Consider the following 22,533-nt stretch of genomic DNA (forward strand, 5'->3'; position numbering starts at 1 on the left):
GACCCTCCTCACGCGCCACATACAGTATCCACAACTACTGCGGGCCCCTTCTTCTCATAAGAAAATCCCCCAACAATCCCTACACGCGCAAAAAATTTGTGGAAGCGTTCACTAGGAAATGCTTGACAACTATATTCTTCTACGATGGTTTCCATCAGCTCTACGATTTGCTCTGCAGGAATACCTTCTGCCATCATTTTTGCTGCAGATGCGGTACGCCCAGTGGTTTTCCCGCCTAAAAACAAATCAAACTTTCCTTTACGGTAAACAAGTCCAATATCCTCCAATACAGCCCCATAACAAGCCATAGCACAACCATTTACACCAATATGCAGTTCCTTTGGTACTTTGCGCCCGCCAAGACGTTCGGCTAATTCACGTGCATAAGGTATCGGCTCTTCCTTCTCTCCATCGCAAAAATCACACGCTTTTACCTTGACCACCTCACCTACAGGAAAGACATAAAAACCAGCAGCGAGTAGCCGTTCCACTACTGCTTGTGCATCTTCTGTTTGCAGGCGCAATTCCATTTGGTGGTCTGCCGTATAGTGTACTTCTCCCTGTTCACTGGCTAGTTCAGAAAGGCAGATTAATTGCTCTTTTGAAAAGCGTTTATTAGCGATACCTGGTGCAACAGCCACTCGAAACTCGGACGTGACGGCTGGATTGTTGGCGATGACAGAAGTCACGTTCACTGGCGTCTCTCCAGATCGCATGGACGCCTTAGATTGCACTAAATCTAGCGCTTCTTTTGCTAGTGCTACTACGGAGTCACTACTCCTTGTTATTGATTTCAAAGGAGGGATAGTCATCCGTTCTTGAATTTTTTGTGACTGCTCGACATGTGCCTGTAGTGCCCAAGGTTCATTGACTGCATGCAGACGTTCACCTGGCCGCAACCGTTGAACATCCTCATCCAATGTGTACTTACGTTGATATCCGCGCGGTGTAATCATCAAATCACCATGATAAAAAGTTGCTGAATTCCCAATAATTACAGTGGTCAGCATTCCAATATCATGGTCGAGCATATGTTCTAGTGTTGTGCGGACTACCTGCTGTTGTTTTCGATACGCACTTTTTACAAGACCAACAGGTGTATCTTTTGATCGATGAGCAAGAAGAATCTCTTGTGTTTCAACAATTTGACGTGTTCGGCGTCCACTGCGCGGATTATAGAGTGCAATCACAAAGTCTGCCATAGCGGCTGCCTCGACACGTTTTTTAATCGTTTCCCAAGGAGTTAAATGATCACTTAAACTGATGGTACATGCATCATGCATGATCGGTGCGCCAAGCAATGAAGAACATGAATTTATTGCAGAAATACCAGGTATCACTTCTACTTGAAGTGCATCACTCGGCATCCATCCATATTCTATCAATACTTCGTAGATAAGACCGGCCATACCATATACTCCAGCATCACCACTAGAAATGACTGCAACATGCTTACCTTCAAACGATTGCTTAACTGCCGCTTGCGCACGACTTACCTCTTCTGTCATTCCTGTACGCACAATCTCTTGATTCGTCAATAGGTCCCGAATGAGGTCGACATACGTGTTATATCCAATGATCACATCGCACTCTGTAATCGCCTGACGAGCACGTTCTGTGATATGTTCAAAACTGCCTGGGCCAAATCCAACTACTTTAATCGATCCAACCATAATTGTCGTCCTCCAACTCAGCAGTAGACAAGCGATATTATTGTTTAATAGCCATCTGTGGTGCGAACCACGTAAGCCGATCGTGTAGGGAAACAATATCTCCAATAACCACAGTTGCTGGTGCCATAATTGCCTCCGCTACGCATTTCTCTGCGACAGTTGCCAATGATGCAATAATGGTTCGTTGATCATGTGTTGTCCCCATGCTAATTACGGCGCATGGTGTTTCTGGAGATTTTCCATACGATATAAGTCGCTCTGAGATATCGCATAAATGACCTAGTCCCATAAGAATGACAATTGTTCCACTCACTTTTGCGAGCGCTTGCCATTCCTGATCGGATACTTTCGAATCAACGCACTCATGACCTGTAATGACATGAAAAGATCCACTATAGTTGCGATGAGTAATTGGTATACCAGCGTATGCCGGAGCTGCAATAGCCGAAGTAACTCCAGGCACAATCTCATAGGCTATGTGATGCTCTCTTAACATTTCGGCTTCTTCTGCACCTCGCCCAAAAACAAATGGATCGCCACCTTTTAGTCTTACGACAGTGTGACCTTCCAAGGCATAGTGTACGAGTAGTCGTTGGATTTCTTCTTGTTGTACAGTGTGATGATGAGCATCTTTGCCAACATAGATTTTTTTCGCATCATGTGACGCATACTCCAATAATTCAGATGCAACTAAGCGATCATAGAGGAGAACGTCAGCCATTTCGATACATTCTTTACCTTTGACTGTAATGAGCCCCGCATCCCCCGGTCCTGCCCCCACTAAGTAAACCTTCCCAGACATTCTCAGGCATCCCCCTTGTGATCGTGTGAGTGATCGTGTGAGTGATCGTGTGAGTGATCGTGTGAGTGATCGTGTGAGTGATCGTGTGAGTGATCGTGTGAGTGATCGTGTGAGTGACTTGCACTGACCTCTTTTCGATATTTGCACAAGTCACAGTTCATAAAGGATTGCTTTGCGACAGCTTCTTCGTATTGACTGATCACAACATCTAGTAACAACGGATGAAAGCCAAAGTAGTCTGCCATTGTCATTGGAATGGTTGGGTACTCTTCCTGTAAATCAGCTAAAACATTGTTCATCCGTTTGATCAAGATACCTGTAAACATAAAATAGGGAACTACGACCACCCGTTTTGCACCAAGAGCAATGGCTCGCTTTATCCCGTCTGGGAAGAGCGGTGTTGTAATTCCTGTAAAGCACGTTTCTACTGTCATTACATGCGTTCGTTCAAACAGTAAGCGACCGATTTTAAAGGCATCTCCATTTGCATCTGGTTCACTACTCCCCCTACACATGAGAACAATGGCGGTATTTGCAGGAGAAAATTCAGGTATTGTTGTCACGACTTCTGTAAAACGCGCCTCAAGCAACTTAAAAATATCTTCATGCAACCCAATATTACGGCCATATACAAATTCGATCGCCGGATATTTTTTTCTTGCAGCATCAATAAATTCTGGAATTTCTAATTTGACATGCGATGCCGCAAGTAAAATAACAGGTACGACAACCACTTTTGTGGCCCCAAGTGCTACACAAGACTCAACTCCATCCGGAATCGTTGGTTCTGCGAGTTCTAAAAAACACGGAACAACATCGCGATCGATCAACTTTGATTGAACAGTTTTAGCAAACTGCAAAAATTCCTCATTACCTTCCGCATCTCGACTACCATGACCAACAAGCAAAATAACTTCTTTCACGATATCTCTCCCTCCACGATCCAAATAGAAAAGACACCCCCTAAGTCATAGAGAGTGCCTGTGGTGAAGTCGAGTTAGCTTAGGTTACTATACGGATCCCTGATGCCCCGAATTCAACACCTCCCTATCGACCGTAGGTTATATGGTGCAAAAAAAGGCAGGTCTCCTGGCTTAGATTCACCGTACTAAACGTCCTTCCCAAGTTTTCACTCAGTGGATTCTCGTCCGTACTCATCTTCTACAGTGGCGGGACCGCACCGGAATTTCACCGGTTTCCCTATTAAGCTCACCTTACGGTGAACACCTTTTTTATCTGCTATTCTTTTGGCTAGCGAATATATAGTGTTGTGATACATTATGATGTCTATCGCTATCATAGTACAAGTAAACCCTAGTAGTTGTCTAGTATCGACTCGTAACCACCCGAACTCGCATCGCTTGAACCGAAGTAAAAGCGATGCAATCCGTTAGTTACTCTACTGCGTTAATAGTTTCAATACGGTTGCGACAAATGCCTTAACACCCATTGGTAGTGAACGTTCATCCACAGTAAAACGCGGATGATGATGCGGTGCTATGATGCCTTCCTCTGGGTTGCCTGCTCCAATAAAGAAAAAAGTGCCAGGAGCAACTTGTTGATATGCACAAAAATCTTCCCCACCCATCGTTTGTTCAGCTGTTTGAACCACATCTTCACCAAATGTTTCAATCAAACAAGACTCCAGTACTGCTGTTACTTCAGCATCATTGATCACTGGTCTGTAACCATTTTTATATGCAAATTGATAAGTTGCTCCATGAGCTTCTGTGACACCTTTTATGATGCGCTCCATTAAAATAGGCGCTTCTTTACGAAGTGACTCATCAAATGTCCGCACCGTTCCGGTAAGTTCTGCAACTTCTGGAATCACATTATCAGCCGTTCCAGCAATAAAAGTAGTTACCGATACAACTATAGGGGTCAATGGATCCACAGCACGAGACACAATGTGTTGTAAATTCGTCACAACTTGTGCACCTACTGCAATACTATCGACCGTCTGCTGAGGAATGGCAGCATGACCACCCTTACCCACAATCGTAATACGAAAAGTATCTGGAGCAGCCATAAGCGGTCCACTTCTCACAGCAATCGTGCCCACATGTAGTCCAGCCCAAAGATGTGCACCTAAAACCAGATCTACACCATCTAAAACGCCCGCATGTACCATCTCTTGCGCGCCACCAGGAAATAGTTCTTCAGCATGCTGAAAGAGAAAGCGCACTTCACCTGAGAGAGAACTTTGCATCTGTGATACCACTTTAGCTACTCCTAATAACACCGCAGTATGACCGTCATGCCCACATGCATGCATTTTCCCAGGTGTTTTTGATATAAAAGAAAACTCATTTTCTTCATGAATTGGTAATGCATCCATATCAGCGCGCAGTGCAATTACCTTACCTGGATGCGCGCCTTTTAACCTTGCCATCACGCTTGTTTTCGTCGGTCGAGAAATCTCTAAATTTTGAAAAGTAAGCAAGGTATCATACACAAACTGCGATGTTGCAACCTCTTCAAAAGATAATTCTGGATTCTCGTGTAAATAACGGCGCCATTTGACAACATCTTGATGTACCTCATTCAATCGACTTTCTAAATCATTCAGTACGACACTCATTGCCATCCCTCCAAGTCATTCATCTACTCTATCACTCTATGATACGCTCCTTCTATTCTTTTCACCACAACGATTTCGGATCTATTCACGATATCTATCCTGCTTCTTCCATCACATGTCTGTGATGACTCGAATTTGTTCATACTGTATCTGTATTTTGATTGAGGAGGGGCATCCATGTTTTCTTTAACCATTATTAAAAATGCCACTGTATATTCTCCAAAACGGCTAGGAAAACGAGATATACTTATTGGCGGACGACAAATACTGGCGATTAGCGAATCCATCGAACTGCATGGAAGTAATCTTGCCATTGAAACAGTAGATGCTGAAGGACTCTTTCTCTTTCCTGGACTGATTGACCAGCATGTCCACATGGCAGGAGGCGGAGGTGAAGGCGGTTTTCATTATCGAACACCAGAAATTTCATTAAGTCATATGACAACTGCAGGTGTTACTACTGCCGTTGGCGTACTCGGAACAGATGGTGTGACTCGCAGCACGCGAGAATTACTCGCTAAGGCCATGGCGCTAGATTTTGAGGGTGTCTCTACGTATATCTACTGCGGTGCCTATCAAGTACCTACACGAACGATTACTGGCATGCCACGATCTGATCTTGTGTTGATTGAAAAGGTTATTGGTGTGGGGGAAATTGCAATCTCAGATAGTCGCTCTAGTCACCCCTCTGATCGCGATCTAGCAGAACTTGCTAGTGAGGCTCGCGTAGGTGGATTACTTGCAGGGAAAGCTGGCGTATTGCACCTTCATTTAGGTGATGATGATACAAAACTACAATTGCTATTTGATGTATTAAAGCAAACCGAGCTCCCAAAATCCACATTTACCCCAACACATCTGAATCGCAACCCCGATTTGCTAAAAGACGCCATTCGCTACGGGAAACAAGGTGGATTTGTGGATCTGACATCAGGCATTCGGCCTGACGAACATGACCATATTTCTGTGAAACCATCTAAAGCCATGCGCATGTTACTTGATGCAGGTGTAAAGCCACATCTCATTACCATGAGTTCAGATAGTAACGGCAGTTCTCCTATATTTAATGATCAAGGAAAACTTGTGGCCATGGGCATTGGTTCCATAGCAACCTTATGGGAGGAAACGCGCGATGCCATTGTCGAAGAAAATGTCCCTATCGAAACTGCCGTTGGAATTGTGACCACTCACGTAGCTCGCGTATTAAAACTCGCTCACAAGGGTCAGATTAAACCTGGACTCGATGCTGATTTATTGCTAACAGATGATAAATTTCAGATACAGCATGTCTATGCCAAGGGCAGAAAAGTAGTAGAAGATGGGAAGCCAATTGTATTTGGTACATTTGAAAATGTTAGTGGAATTCCGGGATCTCCTGGAAGTAAAGCGCAAACAGGCAAAGAAAATACAGAACGGGGTCGACCTATGATTGAACATGATGACGACGATCCGGATGATTTTCCAGATCGCGATGAAAGGCAGCGTAAAAGTCGTCGGGATTATTGCTGTTAACCAAATGGCAGGTGAATTCTTTGCTTGTGCTTAGTATTCACCTTCTTGTCTTTTCCATGTCTTCATCTCCTTCCATACGAGGTCGATGGCTACAGCATCATCCAGATACCCTAGTGGAAATGAATAATCAGGGATAATGTCAGTTGCTGAGATAAAATAAAGAAGCGCACTACCTAAAACTTGACGTTGCTCTGCCGTTAACTCCTCATCCTGAAAAAGCTCATACATAGCATGTAACTGTTCAATAAATGGACCAATCCCTTGAAGCTGATTGATCTTTTGCAAAAAATCACGCAGAATAAGTTCTTTTCCTTCTTTAGTGCCTGCATAATCTTTACATTTACGCAGTTCTACCATAATTTTTTCGATGTCTATTGCTTGTAATGTTGGCAATTCATACGTTTTCAATAAGTGATCCTGATGAAAGACATCATCATGGACAACTGGTGAAGACTCGTTTTTTACAAAATCTTTTGTACTCATCTCCTCGCCTAACGCATATCCTGCAATGGTCCACAATTCCTGAGGTGACACTTGTAATACACGAGCTATCATCAGTAGGTGTTCTGCACGCGGTCGCTGTTTACCAGATGCTAACCGTGATACAGTTGCTGGATCTACTCCACACATCTCTGCAAAACGTCGCATCGATAATTTTCTATTATGTAGCTCGTTACGTAAATAATTTCCGAAGGAATGATCTTTTTCCTTCATGCAATCTCCTCCTCACAACGTTGCAAAATATGCAACACATTGCTGATGGTCATGCACTTCTTTCAACACCTCTTCATACCGTGATATGGAAGACGATGAGGGGGAACCGAAATGACCCAACCAAAATCTATACCGATCACTCCTAGTACTGCTGAAAACCATGCTACCTCCTCAAAATTCCACGATATTCTAGCTAAAGAACGCACTGGTTGGCGCCGTTTTAGCTGGATTATATGGGCGCTCATTGGTCCTGGACTACTGGCTATGATCGGCGACAACGATGCAGGTGGTGTCGTTGAATACGCAGTAACTGGAATTCAATTTGGCATCGGATTGTTCATTCCTTTGATTCTATGCCTCGCACCACTGACTTTTACCATTCAGGAAATGACCATGCGCCTTAGCGCAGTCACACAAACTGGCTATACTAAGCTTGTTTTTCGCCATTTTGGTCGTTTTTTCGGCTACTATAGCATCGGTACATTAATGATTGAAAATTTACTCACTCTCATGACTGAATTTATTGGCATGACAGCAGGACTCATGATGTTTGGTTTGCCGCTTTGGATCAGCGATCTCATGAGTTTGATACTCGTCGTTTCACTCGCTATTTTTACTGGATATTGGACGAAAGAACGACTAGCACTCTTTGTAGGCGCATTGAATGGCGTTTTTCTGATCATTGCTCTACTTACACATCCCTCCATGAGTGCAATCGGGCATGCATTTATAGCTTGGACGATTCCAAAAGGGATGGGCAATTTACTCATTTGGTTTATCGTGGCGACAGTTGGTAACGCGATTGCACCATGGATGATCTTTTTTCAAGGAAGCGCCGCGATAGACAAAGGGATTACTTCAAAAGAGTTAAAACTCGGCAGAATTGATACACTTCTTGGAAGCGTACTACAAGTAATCATAGCCGTCGCTATACTCCTCTGTGGTGCATCGTTATATGGGCATATACACAATGCATCAGCACTGGGTCCAGCAGCCATTATTCAAGCACTAACACCAACTTCCGGTAGAGCAGCAAGCATTCTTTTTGGATTTGGTCTTTTTAATGCAGGATTTTTAGCTGCAATCACGATCTCCTTATCTTCATCTTGGACGGTTGCAGATGCCTTTGGATTTGCAAGAAGTCTCAATGACAGAATATCAACCGCTCCGAAGTTTTATGCCGTTTATATTGGTAGTCTTGTTTTTGCGGCACTTGCCATCCTCATCCCAGGGTTGCCGCTCAATTTTATTGCCGTACTTTCACAAGCAATGGGTGCTATGGTGATGATTCCAATCCTTATTTTTCTAGTTGTTTTAACGAGTAGTCGAAAAATCATGGGGGAATTTGCAAATGGGCCGATCCTACGCGTGTGGGGGTTTGCAATAGCGTCAATATTGATTGGACTCACCATTGCACTCTTGACACAAGTGATCTAACTACAGCCACATGAAGGCTTGTCATTAGATCACTTGGCCTGCAGTACGTTTTATTCATGAAATTCATGTACCCACATTTTCGTGGACGGTTGAAGCGTCATACCTGGGTGTACAGTTTGTAGATAATCCAAGTACCCTTTACGATCTATATACCCTTCCTTGCGTGCATCTTCATCTGTCATGTCACCAAATGTTTGTAAAAACACATTAGAGACGACAAATATTCGTCCCTGCAAATTCATTTTTTCACCTGGGTCAGCATAGCGACCATTGCGGCGAACAGCCGTTTTTTCACCGCGTAAAACGCGCTGCACGTCATCTTCTCTGGTAACTAAACGTTCAATCGAGCACGTCTTTGGTGGAAGCGTAGCATCCATAAGAATCTCTCCTTTTTATTGCATTCTATCACTCTACGGGATATGTTGTACCATTTAAAATAAGGATAGCTTCTAAGGGTGCACTGAGTGAATGAGATGCAGAACAGTATTTTTCTTGTGATAATTTTACTGCACGCACAACTTTTTCAACTGGCGCGTTCGGAGCGTCAACCTCATACGTCATGCGAATTTTCGTGAATTTCTCTGGTATTTCCTTGGCCCGATCAGCGTCCAATAACACATCGACGCGATCATAAGCAATGCGCATGCGTTCTAAGATCATGGTGACATCTATACCAGTACAGCCGCCGAGACCCATAAGCAAAAGTTCCATTGGTCGCGGTCCTTGATCTTCTCCGCCGGCCTCCTTTTTAGCGTCAATGGTTACCATGTGATTAGAATCAGATACCGCTTCAAATCGCCTTTTTTCTTTCCAACTCACTCTAGCTTTCATTAAAAAACACCCCTTTAAAATAAATCCATACTCAAATAGCGTTCTCCTGTATCTGGGCACAAAGCAACCACGCGTTTACCAGGACCTAAATCCTTTGCCACTTGAAGTGCTGTATAGACAACTGCACCTGCTGAAACGCCAACGAGTAACGCTTCCTCGCGTGCTAGACGCTTTGTCATCTCGATAGCCTCTTCATCTGCAACCTGATAAATCTTATCATAAATGTTCGTATTTAAGATTTTGGGTATAAATCCTGGGCTTGTTCCTACCAGCTTATGGGGTCCAGGTTGTCCTCCAGATAAAACAGGTGATCCTTTTGGTTCCACAACATACACCTTTACACCAGGTATATGTTCCTTCAATACCTCTCCACAACCAGTGATCGTACCACCAGTGCCTGCAGATGCAACAAATGCATCTAGGTGTCGATCTGTCTGCTCTAGTATTTCTAGAGCAGTGGATGTTCGATGCGCATCTGGATTGTTAGGATTTTCAAATTGCAAGAGAATCATCGCCTGATCCCCTAATTCTGTTTTTAGTTCTTGCGCTTTTTGTACTGCTCCAGACATGCGCAAATTCCCAGGAGTAAGAACGACTTGTGCACCGTAGGCTTTTAAAATTGCAATGCGTTCCCAGGTCATCGTGTCTGGCATCACGAGTATCGCTCTGTACCCTTTAGCTGCTGCAACCATAGCGATACCAATGCCTGTATTGCCACTTGTAGGTTCAATGATGGTCATCCCAGGGTGCAAAGTTCCAGCTTGTTCTGCAGCTTCAATCATGCGTTGTGCAGGGCGATCTTTTACACTACCACCTGGGTTAAACTTTTCTAACTTTACCCACACTTCCGCCATAGAAGAATCTGCAATACGTTGAAGTTGCAAAAGTGGCGTATTCCCAATCAACTCAGTAACACGTTTAACCACCTTCATGATGTGGAACCTTCTTTATCATAACCAGGCTTACCTAACATCGTGAACATATTTGTTTTATACATCTCGACACCTGGTTGATCAAATGGATTTACACCTGAAAGATAGGCACTAACTGCTACTGCCTTCTCGAAAAAATAAAATAAATACCCTAATGATTTCTCAGACATATCTTCCAACTCTAATCCAATCGTCGGAACACCACCTGTCTGATGTGCCAGCATAGTCGCCTCAAGAGCTGTATCATTCACATCTGAAAATGTTTTTCCTGCCAAATAATTCAATCCATCCATGTCTTGTTCTACAGCTTCAATCGATAATGTTTTTCGTGTATGTTTAATTCTTATCACAGTCTCCATCAACGACCGAGTGCCATCTTGAACGAATTGCCCTAACGAATGCAGATCAGTGGAAAAGTCTGCACTTGCAGGAAATAGCCCTTTCCCATCCTTACCTTCACTCTCTCCGAAAAGTTGCTTCCACCACTCACCCACGTAGTGCATTCCAGGTTCATACGTGACAAATAGTTCGATCTCTTTACCTTTGCTTCTTACAATCTGCCGCAATGCTGCATACGCATAAGCAGGATTTTTAAACACATCTGGCTCATTGAGTTCCAGTTCTGCTATACGCGCACCTTCTAGCATAGCATCTATATCAATCCCAGCTGCAGCTAACGGTAATAATCCTACCGGTGTGAGTACAGAAAAACGGCCTCCAACGTCATCAGGAATAACAAACGTTTCATACCCTGCTTGATCTGCAAGAGCGCGTAGCGCTCCGCGAGCAGCATCTGTAGTAGCATAAATCCTTAAAGCTGCTTCAGTCACCCCATAGCGTTGCTCCATATATTGCTTGAGTACGCGAAAAGCAAGTGCAGGTTCTGTCGTTGTACCCGATTTTGAAATGACATTAATCGCCACCTCGTGATTATCTAAAATCTCGAGTAATTCTTGAAGATACGTCCCGCTCATGTTCTGTCCTGCAAAAATAACATGCATAGGCTTTTTATGACTTGGCAGTAAGTCTTGAAATGAATGTTGTAGTACATTCAGTGCCGCCTTTGCACCAAGGTAAGAACCTCCGATTCCGATAACCACCAGTACATCTGCCTGCTGTGCTATCTTTCTTCCCGCTTTCTTTATTCGTTGCAACTCATCTTGATTGAATTCACTTGGTAGATGCAACCATCCAAGATATTCGTGTCCTGCACCCGTTCCTTTCAAAAGCATTGAATGAATCCTTTCAATAAATGGACGTTGTAATTCAATTTCGGATTTCCCTACAAATGAATCTGCCCATTCAAATATATGAATCATGACAATATCTCTCCTCACTTCTCCACAAGTTGTGCTTTTAGAACATTTTGCATGTGTTGCAATGCAAAGTCATGTGCTGTTTCAGTTAGATCTGCCATTAAATTTGGGTCAATATACACTCGATATCCTCGATAGTACGCACCAGAAGCTGTGGCATAACAACAGATTGATGTACATACACCGCAAATGACAACTTCCCTTATCTCTTCGTCTAGTAACCACTGTTCTAAAGCAGTATCATAAAATGCATCGTACTTTGTCTTTGGCAAAAACCGCACATGTTCTCCTTTATAATGCTCATAAAAGTGATGTAGTTCACTAACTAACTGAGCACCAGATGTGCCTTCAACACAATGAGCAGGCCATAATGCAAATTCCGGATCATTGACAGCATGTGCATCACAAGCAAAAACAATCAATTCCTTTTGCTCATAAGCCAGTTCAAGCGCATGCAAGATAGGCTGGACGATGATCTGTCCAGCCCTACCACATGTGAGCGCCCCATCCTCTTCGATAAAGTCATTGGTCATATCGACAACAAGATAGGCGCGCTTCATCATGCACCACCTTTAACATATAAAACTTGTCCCGTTATAAATGAGGACTCATCTGCTGCAAAGAACAGCACTGCATGCGCCACATCTGCCGGCACACCAACTCGAAGCACAGCAGCTTCTTTTGCTGCAGCTGCCTTTAATGCCTCAAAATCCACGCCCATCCGCGCAGCTGTCGCACGCGTCATGTCCGTTTCAATAAAACCTGGCGCCACAGCATTACATGTTATACCATAACGTCCCAACTCATATGAGAGAGTCTTCGTCATCCCTTGAATACCTGCTTTTGCTGCCGAATAGTTTACCTGTCCGCGATTGCCAAGTGCAGAAGTAGAGGAAAAATTAATAATACGCCCGTATTGATTAGGAACCATCACTTTTTGAGCTGCTTGAGAACACAAAAAAGTGCCCTTTAAATGAACATTTAATACAGCATCAAAATCTTCATCTGTCATCTTATATACTAAGTTATCGCGGATAATTCCAGCATTATTAACCAGAATATCAACTCTACCAAACCTCTCCATAGCAGTGGAAAATAATGCTTCTACTTGACTGCGTTGTGATACATCAGCAGCAACCCCAATGGCTTCGCCGCCCGCTTCTTGAATCGCATGTACTGTCTCTTCCGTTAATGCCATAGTCACATCACTCACGACAACTTTAGCGCCATGTTGTGCCAACTGTTTCGCAGTTTCTGCACCAATGCCTCTTCCAGAACCAGTAACAACTGCAATGCGATGAGTAACTGTCATCTCTATTAACCTCCCTATCGATCAAACCTTAGCGTTGCATTACCTTTAATGACTACTTCATTATTTTGCGTGAGCGCTTGTACTTGTATATAAGCAAGCATTCCTTTGTCTGACGGTTCAACTTTAACAATGGTGCCTTTACAGGTAATCGTATCTCCAGGTCTAACCATAGACCGAAACCGTACACCATAATCCACAAGATCTGCATCATTTGAAGCATAATCAGTGAGCAACTGACCAACATACGCCATAGTCAACATGCCGTGTGCAATCACTCCACCTAGTCCAACTGCTTTAGCAAAAGATTCGACTGTATGAATGGGATTATAATCCCCAGATGCACCAGAGTACTTTACCAAATCTGTATGTGTAACAGGACCTTTTACGAGTTCTGGAAGTTCCATGCCGACTTCTACTTGTCGCTTCATGAAGCACCACCATCCCGTCGAATTACATTCATCTTAGCTGTAAAAATAAGCTCTCCTGTCGCAGTTTCCCCTTTTTGTTCAAATAGATAAAACGTCATTTTTCCTGATCCACCATCACGGGTGTATGTATCTGCCACACGCATACTGCAATAAACCTCTTCGCCGACGTAGATGGGACGTTCGAAATGAAATACCTGCTCACCATGAATCAGCCCATCACCTTCTAACTGAAATCCTTCTACTATTCCATATTCAAATGTTCGCGAGAATGTTGGAGGTGCAATCAATTGTCCAAAACGAGATTTTTTTGCCGCTTCATCATCTCGATACACTGGATTAGCATCGCCAATTGCATCTGCAAACTTGCGTACTGCTCCTCGTTCAACTACATTTGGCACTGCGGTAGACCACCGACCGATAAAATCATCTGTCATACATTCATCCCCCCTGTGTAAGCCATAAGAATATCATACCATGTTAAATCGGCTTTTTGTCCCCGGTATGCTACAATTAGACAAGACTCTACAAAATATAAAGGCGGATATCAATGATGGAGTATACTTTTTTAGCTACAGCACCATTTGGACTAGAGGCAATTGTCGCACGTGAGTTAGAAGAATTGGGATTTCATGACCGTACAGTAGAAAATGGACGAGTTTACTTTAAGGCCGATCCACTTGGTGCCTTACGGTGCAATTTGTGGTTACGCACGGCAGATCGCGTTATGTGGGTCGTTGGGCAGTTTCAGGCTGAAACATTTGATGAATTATTTGAAGGAACAAAGGCTCTCCCATGGAGTGATTGGTTACCTCGTGGTGCTCGCTTTCCCATTGAAGGGCGATCAGTAAAATCACAACTATCTAGCGTTCCAGCCTGCCAGTCCATTGTGAAAAAAGCTATTGCAACAAAATTGACAGAAACCTATCGCGATTCCTGGCTTGAGGAGACAGGCCCTACTTTTTCAGTTGAAGTCTCCCTTTTAAAGGATCAGGTCACACTAGCTATTGATACAAGTGGACAAGGTCTACACAAGCGTGGGTACAGAGTAGAAACAGGACCTGCTCCAATCAAAGAAACATTGGCTGCTGCACTTGTATTACTCAGTCGTTGGAAAGCACATCGTCCCTTTTCAGATCCCATGTGTGGCTCAGGAACGATTGCTATTGAAGCAGCTTGGATTGGCGCTGGCATTGCCCCAGGATTACTTCGCTCATTTTCCATGGAGTCATTTGGATGGTTGTCAACACAAGAGATCCATGATATCCGCGATGAAGCAGAAGCTGTCAAAGAACATATACCTCCCATGAATATCACGGCAACAGATATCGATGCACATGCAGCTGCTCTTACTACACAGCATGCTCTTTTAGCTGGTGTTGGCAAGTATATTCAAGTCTCTCAACAACCACTTCGTCAATTTAGTCCGGTTGATCCGTACGGCTGTCTTGTAAGTAATCCTCCCTATGGCGAGCGGATGGGAGAAGATCGCGAAGTGCGCATGCTGTATCGCCAATTAGGTGAGATAATGCGCAAACAGGAGACTTGGTCTACGTTCATCTTAACTTCACATGAGGAATTTGAGCGGCTATACGGTAAACGAGCAGAAAAAAATCGCAAACTTTACAACGGGCGGATAGAATGTCATTTCTATCAGTATCTTGGTCCCTTGCCACCTCGTCCAAAAAAAGAATCTGAGCAACAAGCACATCTAGCCTAGAGACATAGTAAAAGACGGCCTAATCCACGGTCATGAATGGATTAGGCCGTCTTTTTAAGCTTCTACATTAAAATAACGTGCTTTGGGATGACTAAATACCATGGCTGAAACTGTCGCTTCTGGATCCATCATATATCCTTCAGTTAATTCCACGCCAATTTCCTCGGGGTGAAGCAATGCAAATAGCTTTTCCTGATCCTCTAAATTAGGACAAGCAGGATAACCAAATGATACGCGAATCCCTTGATAACGTGCAATAAAACGCTCTCTCATCGTCAATTCTGCCGCATCGGGGAAGCCCCAACTATCGCGTAAGATATGATGTAACCGTTCTGCAAAAGACTCCGCTAACTCAAGCGCCAAAGCTTGGACTGCATGCGAGCGCAAATAATCTCCACGATCTTTTAAATTCTCTGACTGAACGCGAATACCAGCACCTGTCGTCACTACAAAAAACGCTACATAATCCATTTCTTCGCTCGTTACAGGCCTGACAAAGTCAGCTAGACAAAGTTGTGCATCACCTGTTTGGCGAGGAAAATCAAATGTTTCTATGATACGTGAGTGATCATTCGAATCATAAATATATATACGATTGCCTTCCGATTTGGCAGGGAAAAATTGATAGATTGCATTAGCTTTGATACTTTTTTCAGAAATGGCTTCGTTCAATAAGTCATCCATTAGTTGTTTAAGAGAAAGCGCCTTTTCATTGCCATTCGCCAACTCTTTTTCAACATTACCGCGTAGTCCTAGATGTCTACCGAGTAACATTTGCCAATTGAGATACGGTGCAATAAACGGCAAAGGATAATCCCGCAATACATGACGAGAATAATCTGGTGGCATAAATACAGCTGCCTCTTCAATAATTACCGCACGCGTGGACGTATCACTGACTACCTGGGGTTTATTCGTGGATGGCATCACGTCCGAATGCATCTGTGTACGCAACTCCTCCACTAAACGCTCGCGCGCTGTAGGATCAGTGAGACGATTGGCTAAATCTAATCCTTCCATTGCATCTCTAGCGTATAAGACTAGTCCGTCGTATTCGGGTGCGATACGTGTATTGGCAAATTTTTTAGTCAGCGCTGCGCCTCCAACAAGCAGCGGGACTTCAATGCCTGCATTCTTCAAATCTTGCGCCGTCAAAATCATTTGTTGTGCAGATTTGACCAATAATCCGGAAAGTCCGATAGCATCTGGTTTTTCCTCTTGATACGCAGCAATTAACCGTTCAGGTGGCACCTTTATTCCTAAATTGATAATTCGATATCCATTATTTGTTAATATGATGTCCACTAAATTTTTGCCGATATCGTGGACATCACCTTTCACGGTTGCCAAAATAATTTTACCTTTTACAGCAGTATCTGTTTTCTCCATGTGCGGTTCTAAAAAGGCGACAGCTGCCTTCATGACTTCAGCGCTTTGCAGCACTTCTGCGACAATCAGTTCATTAGCATTAAAAAGGCGTCCAACCTCTTCCATGCCAGCCATTAGAGGCCCATTGATTAATCCCAGCGGTTGATAGGTTGCAAGACCTGTCTCTAAATCCGGTACAAGTCCTTCTTTTGTCCCCTCAACCACATATCTAGCAATGCGTTCTTCAAGGGAAAGACTTGATATAGATACTTTTTCTACAACCTTTTTTTCTCTATAAAAGGCAGTAAATGTCGCAACAGTCTCGTCATTTGTTAGAAACAAAAGATCTTCAGCCAATTTGCGTTCCTCGGCCGATATCGAAGCATATCGTTCTAGTTTCTCTGCATTCACAATGGCATAATCAAGTCCTGCTTTTGTACAATGGTACAAAAATACCGCGTTAAGTACTTCACGTCCTGCAGGAGGTAATCCAAAAGAAATATTGCTCACACCAAGAATGGTTTTCACTTCTGGTAAAGCCTCTTTAATTAAGCGAATTCCTTCGATCGTTTCTTGTGCTGAGCCTAGATAATTGGCATCACCCGTTGCTACAGGGAAAACCAATGGGTCAAAGATCAAATCCTCTAGCGACATGTGATACTTGTTGACCAGTAGTTCTGCTGATCGGCGCGCCACTTCAACTTTACGATCACGAGTTACAGCCATCCCGCTCTCATCAATCGTACCAACGACAACAGCCGCCCCAAATAATCGTACAAGCGGAACGACTTCTAGAAACCGTTTTTCGCCATCCTCAAGATTAATTGAATTGATAATCGCCTTACCTTGACTATATCTAAGCGCTCGCTCTAAAACCTTTGGATCGGTTGAATCAAACATAAACGGAGCTTTTACTTTTTTAACAGCAAATTGTAAGAAGCGTTCCATATCTTGTATTTCATCTCGGTCAGGATCTGCGACACACACATCGATCACTTGCGCCCCACTCTTTACCTGTGCCCTAGCAATCTCAGATGCTTCTTCATATTGCTCATTGGTAATCAATCTACGAAACTTTTTTGACCCAATCACATTTGTTCGTTCGCCAACCAGTAATGGTCGGTTGCTATCTTCAACATACACTGGATCAATTCCAGAAATAGCAGAAACCTGTGGCGGAGATGCAACCCGCGGTGTGTATGTCTGTAGCGTCTTAGCCAATGCGCGAATATGTTCAGGCGTCGTACCACAACATCCACCAGCCACATTAATCCAACCTTGTTGTGCAAAGCCTTCCATCTTTTTGGCGAGACTGGCTGGAGATTCATGATAATGACCATCTTCATCTGGTAATCCAGCATTAGGGTAGCAACTAATGGCAGACTTAGCAAGACTAGAGAGCGTGCGCAAATGGTCGCGCATAAATTCCGGACCTGTAGCGCAATTCAACCCAACAGAGAGTGGTTCTAAATGCTGCAAAGAGATATAAAATGCTTCAATATTTTGACCAGCAAGTGTCGTTCCCATCGGTTCAATCGTACCTGAAACCATAATAGGTACTCGTTTTCCCATCTGATCAAATGCTTTAAATATCCCGATTCCAGCTGCTTTAACATTGAGCATATCCTGCGCTGTTTCAAGTAAAAGCACGTCAACACCACCATCTAATAGCCCGCAAACTTGTTGATAGTAGTTGTCAATCATTTCGTCAAAGGTTGCCCCACCCGTTACAGACAAAGTCTTTGTTGTAGGTCCAAGTGAGCCTGCCACATAACGCGGATTTTCTACAGTTGAATACTTGTCCACAGCTGCTCGCGCAATACGTGCAGCTGCTACATTAATCTCATGCGTTTTGTCTGCAAGGCCATACTCTGCGAGTACAATAGGAGTCGCACCAAACGTATTGGTTTCAATGACATCTGCGCCAGCATCTAAATACGCTTCGTGAATCGCTTGTATAATCAAAGGGCGAACAAGGTTTAGCACTTCGTTGCACCCTTCTAAATCTTCGCTACCAAAATCATCTGCATCTAAATTCTCTTGTTGAATCATGGTCCCCATCGCACCATCGAGGATGAGGATTTTCTCTTGCATACGCAACTCAATGGATTTTTTTGTGCCACTCATATCACTTTTCATTATCTCAGTCACTAGCTTCTCTCCTATCGGACATGGTCCGTTTACCAACTTTTTAGTGCATCTAAGACAGGTACTAATTTTTTACCTGTTGCAAAATAAAGATAGGCTTGAGTCACGGGTTGTTTGAACGCACGTTCCATGGCTTCTCTATATAATGAAAGTTGCAATTCATATCTTTTTACTAGGTCAACATCATTTGTGAGTAGGTGATCCGTTTTATAATCCACTAAGATCATACCTCCGTCAAGAGCGAGCAAGCAATCGACAGTTCCTTGAATAATAACATCCTGAGCCACGATATCACTTTGTTCCACAGACTGTGCTATTAGTTTGTCACTTGGAACAGACAAAGTAAATGGAACTTCGCGTAACACGCGCACAGAATGAGTGATCATTAACTGTCCGACAGATGACTGAAAATAAGTAGCAATAGATTCTGCATCAACATGCTTCAACGCGTATGAAGGTAGAAAACCAGAATTGATCAATTGACCAACCTGACGCATGACTTCTTGCGCCGTGACTAACTCATTTTTCAATTCTATATACTGCATCACTAAGTGAAATAAGCTCCCTTTTTCTGTCGCAGTCAGGTCACCCTCTTGCGTTAAAAATGTGGGGCGAAGAAATTGAATGCGTTTCGTCATGTGCTGTATAGGTGTATCTCCATTCTCAGCCTCTGATTGATCCATCCAATTATTTTTCCACTCTGTGACACTCATCTTTGCAGCAACAGGCACTCTTTGTTCATCCGTAAAACTCAGTTGTTCTTGTATTTGTTCGCGCCAATCCATGGACTCTTGTAGGAATGCAGAATCCACGGTGAACGCATGTGTTTCTAAACGTGCAATGGCATTCCAATCCATGTCTTTCTCGCGTTCTTTATGTGTAAGCATCACAGGACGATCAAATGAATCACCCCAAAGTGTAACGTGAAATAATGAAGAACCTTCCGCTGTTGTTCTGTAAATAGCAGGTCCAATCCAATCCAAATACTGCTTGGCGCCAAGTAACACAGAATCCCGCAATGGACCCTGTCGATTAGATTCATATAATGAAGTAGTACGCCACTTGTCAAAAGTCGTCCCCAAATTGCGCAACGCGCCAACTAAAATAAGTTTTTCTTTTGCGCGCGTAGCTGCAACATATAGCACTCTCGCTTCCTCTGCTAAGTTTTGCCGCAATGTCAGCGCATCGACTGCTACAGACGCAAGTGTCTTCCACTTCTCCTTGCGTTCTAAGTCAACAAAATCAGGTCCAAAACCCATATCCTTATGAAAGCGAATAGGGAGTTTGTTATCACTTAATCGAAATGTCTTTTCCATATTGAGTATAAATACAACTGGAAATTCTAATCCTTTGCTTTTATGAATCGTCATGATTCGCACAACATCTTCATGCTCAGCTACCCCACCGGCTGCTCCAGCATCCCCGGAACGAGTAAAATGCTTCATAATATAAAGTACAAAACCAGAAAAGCCCTCATATTCTAATTGATCAAAGGCCTGAGCTTGCTTCACAAATTGTTCTAAATTTGCTAATCGAACGGCACCATCGCGCAATCCCATCACAAAATCACGAAGACCAGAATCCTGCTGCAAAAACAAAACAGTGTCTGCAACACTATGCATACGAGCAAATGTACGCATGCGATCTACTATAGAAAGAAAGGTACGAGTTCGTTGAGATAAATCATTGTTTCCTTTGCTACATGCAACTACAGCACTAAAAAGATCCCCCTTTTGCAAACAGAGCCTTATATTGGCCAAATCAGTAGTTGAAAAAGCTCCAATTGGAGAACGCAAAACGGTTGCCAATGGAATGTCCTGTCGTGGATTATCAACAATTTGCAAAAGAGCAAGCATAAAGCGCATTTCAAGACTGGTGTAATACCCACTATCTGATTCACCGTAGCAAGGTATACCTAGTGATCGAAACACCTGCAAGATATAGTCGATTCTTCCTGCTTTTGAACGCAATAAGATGACAATGTCACGCCATTGTATGGCCCGATATATTTTCTCATCAGCATCATAGACTTGCGCCTCACTTTGATAAAGACGCAAAATCTCCTGCCCGGCAACGTGCGCCTCCATGTCGATCGCAGTTTGCCAAAGTACATCCTCTTCATCACCCATGTCAACCGCTGAGTCTGCTTGATCCTCTTCATCTTCCTCATCTTGTAACGCACGTTTATTAGCTGAACTAGCGTAATCAATGATATGTACATCGACTCCAGCTAGGCCATGTTCCTGCGGTCTTGGCGGATAGTTTGCAGCTGCATTCATGCGAGCCGCATCGTCATAGGATATGCCTCCTAATATCGGAGAAAAAATTTGCCCAAATAGATAATTAACTGCGTCGACAATCTCACTGCGACTACGATAATTATCTTGCAAATCGATGCGTACCCCTTCTTGAGAGTGTCTAAATTGATCGTATTTAGCTAAAAATAAAGCAGGTTCTGCCATCCGAAATCCATATATACTCTGCTTTACATCTCCAACATAAAAGAGGTTAGGGCGTTCTTTTTGTGCAATTTGGGCTAATATCGCATCTTGTATTGGACTCGTATCCTGATATTCATCTACCAGAACTTGTTCATATTGATCTGCGAGTTGAAGTGCGATCTTTGATGGTTCACCTTGATCTGTTGTCAGTAGTTGATAGGCATAATGTTCAAGATCCGCAAAGTCAACACAAGTTCTTGTTTGCTTTGCTTCTTTATACGCATCATGAAATTGCCACAAAAAATCAACCAGTGTCTGGACAAATGGCACTGTTTGTGCGATTTCCTCTTGCAACACAGACTCCGTCCGTGCAAGTAGTGTCCCATTTAGTTTCCCTACTGCTTTTTTCATGTGATCACGCAGTTTTTGCACAATTTTTTTTACATCTGGATCAGCATCTTGCACTCGTCCAAGCTTTACAAAAGGGCGTTGTACAATTGTTTGCAACTCAGTAAATTGAAGATTTTTTGCAGCAAGATACGCCTCTTCCAACATAGCCATATCACTTTGTAATGCTGCGCGATAGGGCGCTAGTGAATCATCAGCACATAAGTAAGACGCCTGCAAAATCCAATCTTGTGCATTCTGAATATGCTCCCTGCACCAAGAAAAAAAGACATGTCCATAACGGGAGTCGCGCATAGGGAGTTTGGCACTTTCTTGAAGCTTTTCAACGGCTTGATCAAGCCACTGTTGTGGTTTAGGTTGACTGCGTGCAAATGAATAAAGTCGCAAAATAATTTCTCGCAATTGCTCGTCGCCAAACATGTCTCCATAATGCCTTGCAAAATCAGTAAAGGCATTGCTTGGATCCTCAAACCATGTCGCAAATAGATTCTCTAATACAGTAAACTGTAACATCGTTGTTTCTTGCTGATCTGCAATCCTAAAAGTTGGATCAATAGGCAGTTGTAATGTCGCTGACCGCATCACATCTAAACAAAAACTGTGCAATGTAGATATGTGGGCCCGATCTAACAAATGAAGTTGGCGTATAATCGCACGATCATGTGGACGCTCCTCTAACACTGCACGCAATCCTTTTGCAATCCGTTCTTTCATTTCATTGGCAGCAGCTTCTGTAAACGTTACGATCAATATTCTATCGATATCCACTCCCTCATCTATCACTAAGCGCTGCACCCGTTCCACTAAAACAGACGTTTTACCAGAGCCTGCCCCTGCTGAAACGAGAACTGAAGACCCTCGTGTAGTAATCGCTTCTTCTTGTCGATCAGAAAATTGGCGAGCACTCACC

General features: G+C 43.3%; 18 protein-coding genes and 1 riboswitch. Of the genes, 3 read left to right on the forward strand and 15 right to left on the reverse strand.

Translation table 11 applies throughout. The annotated features are described in order from the left end of the window. Positions 1–8 precede the first annotated feature (8 nt). The 4 genes from cobJ to MM817_RS06695 form a co-directional block, all read right to left on the reverse strand. Positions 9–1,673: a precorrin-3B C(17)-methyltransferase gene (gene cobJ, locus MM817_RS06680; protein ID WP_241712880.1), complete on the reverse strand. Its 1,665-nt coding sequence runs from the start codon at positions 1,671–1,673 to the stop codon at positions 9–11. A gap of 37 nt (positions 1,674–1,710) precedes the next feature. Continuing rightward, positions 1,711–2,475 (reverse strand): uroporphyrinogen-III C-methyltransferase, encoded by a 765-nt coding sequence (cobA, locus tag MM817_RS06685; protein WP_241712881.1) that lies wholly within the window; start codon positions 2,473–2,475, stop codon positions 1,711–1,713. 2 nt (positions 2,476–2,477) lie between these two features. Continuing rightward, on the reverse strand, positions 2,478–3,398 hold the full coding sequence (locus MM817_RS06690) for a sirohydrochlorin chelatase (protein ID WP_241712883.1): 921 nt from the start codon (positions 3,396–3,398) through the stop codon (positions 2,478–2,480). Between the two features lie 139 nt (positions 3,399–3,537). Continuing rightward, a riboswitch (cobalamin riboswitch) is annotated at positions 3,538–3,721 on the reverse strand. Positions 3,722–3,874: 153 nt separating this feature from the next. Then, entirely contained in the window at positions 3,875–5,065 is a 1,191-nt protein-coding gene (locus MM817_RS06695) for an amidohydrolase (protein ID WP_241712885.1), read from the reverse strand. A 171-nt stretch (positions 5,066–5,236) separates the two neighbouring features. Between MM817_RS06695 and iadA the strand changes: the two genes are divergently transcribed. After that, complete coding sequence (gene iadA / locus MM817_RS06700) at positions 5,237–6,571, forward strand: beta-aspartyl-peptidase (protein WP_241712887.1); 1,335 nt, start codon at positions 5,237–5,239, stop codon at positions 6,569–6,571. A 30-nt stretch (positions 6,572–6,601) separates the two neighbouring features. On the opposite strand, the gene MM817_RS06705 is transcribed toward iadA, so the two are convergent. Continuing rightward, positions 6,602–7,285 carry a helix-turn-helix domain-containing protein gene (locus MM817_RS06705; protein ID WP_241712889.1) on the reverse strand — a complete coding sequence of 228 codons (684 nt, stop codon included), beginning with the start codon at positions 7,283–7,285 and terminating at the stop codon, positions 6,602–6,604. Between the two features lie 111 nt (positions 7,286–7,396). On the opposite strand from MM817_RS06705, the gene MM817_RS06710 reads away from it, so the two are divergent. Continuing rightward, positions 7,397–8,722, forward strand: coding sequence for an NRAMP family divalent metal transporter (locus MM817_RS06710; protein ID WP_241712892.1), 1,326 nt, complete (start codon positions 7,397–7,399; stop codon positions 8,720–8,722). A 50-nt stretch (positions 8,723–8,772) separates the two neighbouring features. Here MM817_RS06710 and MM817_RS06715 read toward each other — a convergent pair whose 3' ends face one another. The 8 genes from MM817_RS06715 to MM817_RS06750 are packed head-to-tail and all read right to left on the reverse strand — an operon-like array spanning position 8,773 to position 13,975. Further along, a complete protein-coding gene (locus MM817_RS06715) occupies positions 8,773–9,099 on the reverse strand; it encodes an ASCH domain-containing protein (RefSeq protein WP_241712893.1) in 327 nt (108 codons plus the stop codon). Positions 9,100–9,127: 28 nt separating this feature from the next. Further along, entirely contained in the window at positions 9,128–9,553 is a 426-nt protein-coding gene (locus tag MM817_RS06720; protein WP_241712896.1) for an OsmC family protein, read from the reverse strand. 14 nt (positions 9,554–9,567) lie between these two features. After that, positions 9,568–10,485 (reverse strand): cysteine synthase A, encoded by a 918-nt coding sequence (gene cysK, locus MM817_RS06725; RefSeq protein WP_241712897.1) that lies wholly within the window; start codon positions 10,483–10,485, stop codon positions 9,568–9,570. After that, on the reverse strand, positions 10,482–11,804 hold the full coding sequence (locus MM817_RS06730) for a glucose-6-phosphate isomerase (protein WP_241712899.1): 1,323 nt from the start codon (positions 11,802–11,804) through the stop codon (positions 10,482–10,484). Before MM817_RS06730 ends, cysK begins: the two co-directional genes overlap by 4 nt. Before the next feature lie 14 nt (positions 11,805–11,818). Continuing rightward, entirely contained in the window at positions 11,819–12,361 is a 543-nt protein-coding gene (locus tag MM817_RS06735) for a cysteine hydrolase family protein (RefSeq protein WP_241712901.1), read from the reverse strand. Then, positions 12,361–13,113: a 3-oxoacyl-ACP reductase FabG gene (fabG, locus tag MM817_RS06740; RefSeq protein ID WP_241712903.1), complete on the reverse strand. Its 753-nt coding sequence runs from the start codon at positions 13,111–13,113 to the stop codon at positions 12,361–12,363. The genes MM817_RS06735 and fabG overlap by 1 nt, the downstream gene beginning before the upstream one ends. A 14-nt stretch (positions 13,114–13,127) precedes the next feature. After that, a complete protein-coding gene (locus tag MM817_RS06745) occupies positions 13,128–13,541 on the reverse strand; it encodes a MaoC/PaaZ C-terminal domain-containing protein (protein ID WP_241712905.1) in 414 nt (137 codons plus the stop codon). Further along, positions 13,538–13,975, reverse strand: coding sequence for a MaoC family dehydratase N-terminal domain-containing protein (locus MM817_RS06750; protein ID WP_241712907.1), 438 nt, complete (start codon positions 13,973–13,975; stop codon positions 13,538–13,540). Before MM817_RS06750 ends, MM817_RS06745 begins: the two co-directional genes overlap by 4 nt. A gap of 113 nt (positions 13,976–14,088) precedes the next feature. Here MM817_RS06750 and MM817_RS06755 point away from each other — a divergent pair, with 113 nt between their 5' ends. Beyond that, positions 14,089–15,258: a THUMP domain-containing class I SAM-dependent RNA methyltransferase gene (locus tag MM817_RS06755; RefSeq protein ID WP_241712908.1), complete on the forward strand. Its 1,170-nt coding sequence runs from the start codon at positions 14,089–14,091 to the stop codon at positions 15,256–15,258. A 54-nt stretch (positions 15,259–15,312) separates the two neighbouring features. Here the strand turns inward: MM817_RS06755 and metH are convergent, their stop codons facing one another. Both metH and addA read right to left on the reverse strand, forming a co-directional pair. Next, positions 15,313–18,753 carry a methionine synthase gene (metH, locus tag MM817_RS06760; RefSeq protein WP_241713311.1) on the reverse strand — a complete coding sequence of 1,147 codons (3,441 nt, stop codon included), beginning with the start codon at positions 18,751–18,753 and terminating at the stop codon, positions 15,313–15,315. A 53-nt stretch (positions 18,754–18,806) separates the two neighbouring features. Beyond that, a complete protein-coding gene (gene addA / locus MM817_RS06765; RefSeq protein ID WP_241712917.1) occupies positions 18,807–22,532 on the reverse strand; it encodes a helicase-exonuclease AddAB subunit AddA in 3,726 nt (1,241 codons plus the stop codon). Between the last annotated feature and the right edge of the window lies 1 nt (position 22,533).

The organism is Sulfoacidibacillus ferrooxidans, assembly GCF_022606465.1.
GTDB lineage: Bacteria > Bacillota > Bacilli > Alicyclobacillales > SLC66 > Sulfoacidibacillus > Sulfoacidibacillus ferrooxidans.

Bases quoted from the DNA above. Each gene is read 5' to 3' on its own strand.
- fabG (WP_241712903.1), bottom strand. From the start codon at position 13,113: ATGACAGTTACTCATCGCATTGCAGTTGTTACTGGTTCTGGAAGAGGC.
- MM817_RS06755 (WP_241712908.1), top strand. From the start codon at position 14,089: ATGATGGAGTATACTTTTTTAGCTACAGCACCATTTGGACTAGAGGCA.
- MM817_RS06710 (WP_241712892.1), top strand. From the start codon at position 7,397: ATGACCCAACCAAAATCTATACCGATCACTCCTAGTACTGCTGAAAAC.
- iadA (WP_241712887.1), top strand. From the start codon at position 5,237: ATGTTTTCTTTAACCATTATTAAAAATGCCACTGTATATTCTCCAAAA.
- MM817_RS06735 (WP_241712901.1), bottom strand. From the start codon at position 12,361: ATGAAGCGCGCCTATCTTGTTGTCGATATGACCAATGACTTTATCGAA.
- cobJ (WP_241712880.1), bottom strand. From the start codon at position 1,673: ATGGTTGGATCGATTAAAGTAGTTGGATTTGGCCCAGGCAGTTTTGAA.
- cobA (WP_241712881.1), bottom strand. From the start codon at position 2,475: ATGTCTGGGAAGGTTTACTTAGTGGGGGCAGGACCGGGGGATGCGGGG.
- MM817_RS06750 (WP_241712907.1), bottom strand. From the start codon at position 13,975: ATGACAGATGATTTTATCGGTCGGTGGTCTACCGCAGTGCCAAATGTA.
- metH (WP_241713311.1), bottom strand. From the start codon at position 18,753: ATGAGTGGCACAAAAAAATCCATTGAGTTGCGTATGCAAGAGAAAATC.
- cysK (WP_241712897.1), bottom strand. From the start codon at position 10,485: ATGAAGGTGGTTAAACGTGTTACTGAGTTGATTGGGAATACGCCACTT.
- MM817_RS06705 (WP_241712889.1), bottom strand. From the start codon at position 7,285: ATGAAGGAAAAAGATCATTCCTTCGGAAATTATTTACGTAACGAGCTA.
- MM817_RS06715 (WP_241712893.1), bottom strand. From the start codon at position 9,099: ATGGATGCTACGCTTCCACCAAAGACGTGCTCGATTGAACGTTTAGTT.
- MM817_RS06695 (WP_241712885.1), bottom strand. From the start codon at position 5,065: ATGGCAATGAGTGTCGTACTGAATGATTTAGAAAGTCGATTGAATGAG.
- MM817_RS06730 (WP_241712899.1), bottom strand. From the start codon at position 11,804: ATGATTCATATATTTGAATGGGCAGATTCATTTGTAGGGAAATCCGAA.
- MM817_RS06745 (WP_241712905.1), bottom strand. From the start codon at position 13,541: ATGAAGCGACAAGTAGAAGTCGGCATGGAACTTCCAGAACTCGTAAAA.
- MM817_RS06720 (WP_241712896.1), bottom strand. From the start codon at position 9,553: ATGAAAGCTAGAGTGAGTTGGAAAGAAAAAAGGCGATTTGAAGCGGTA.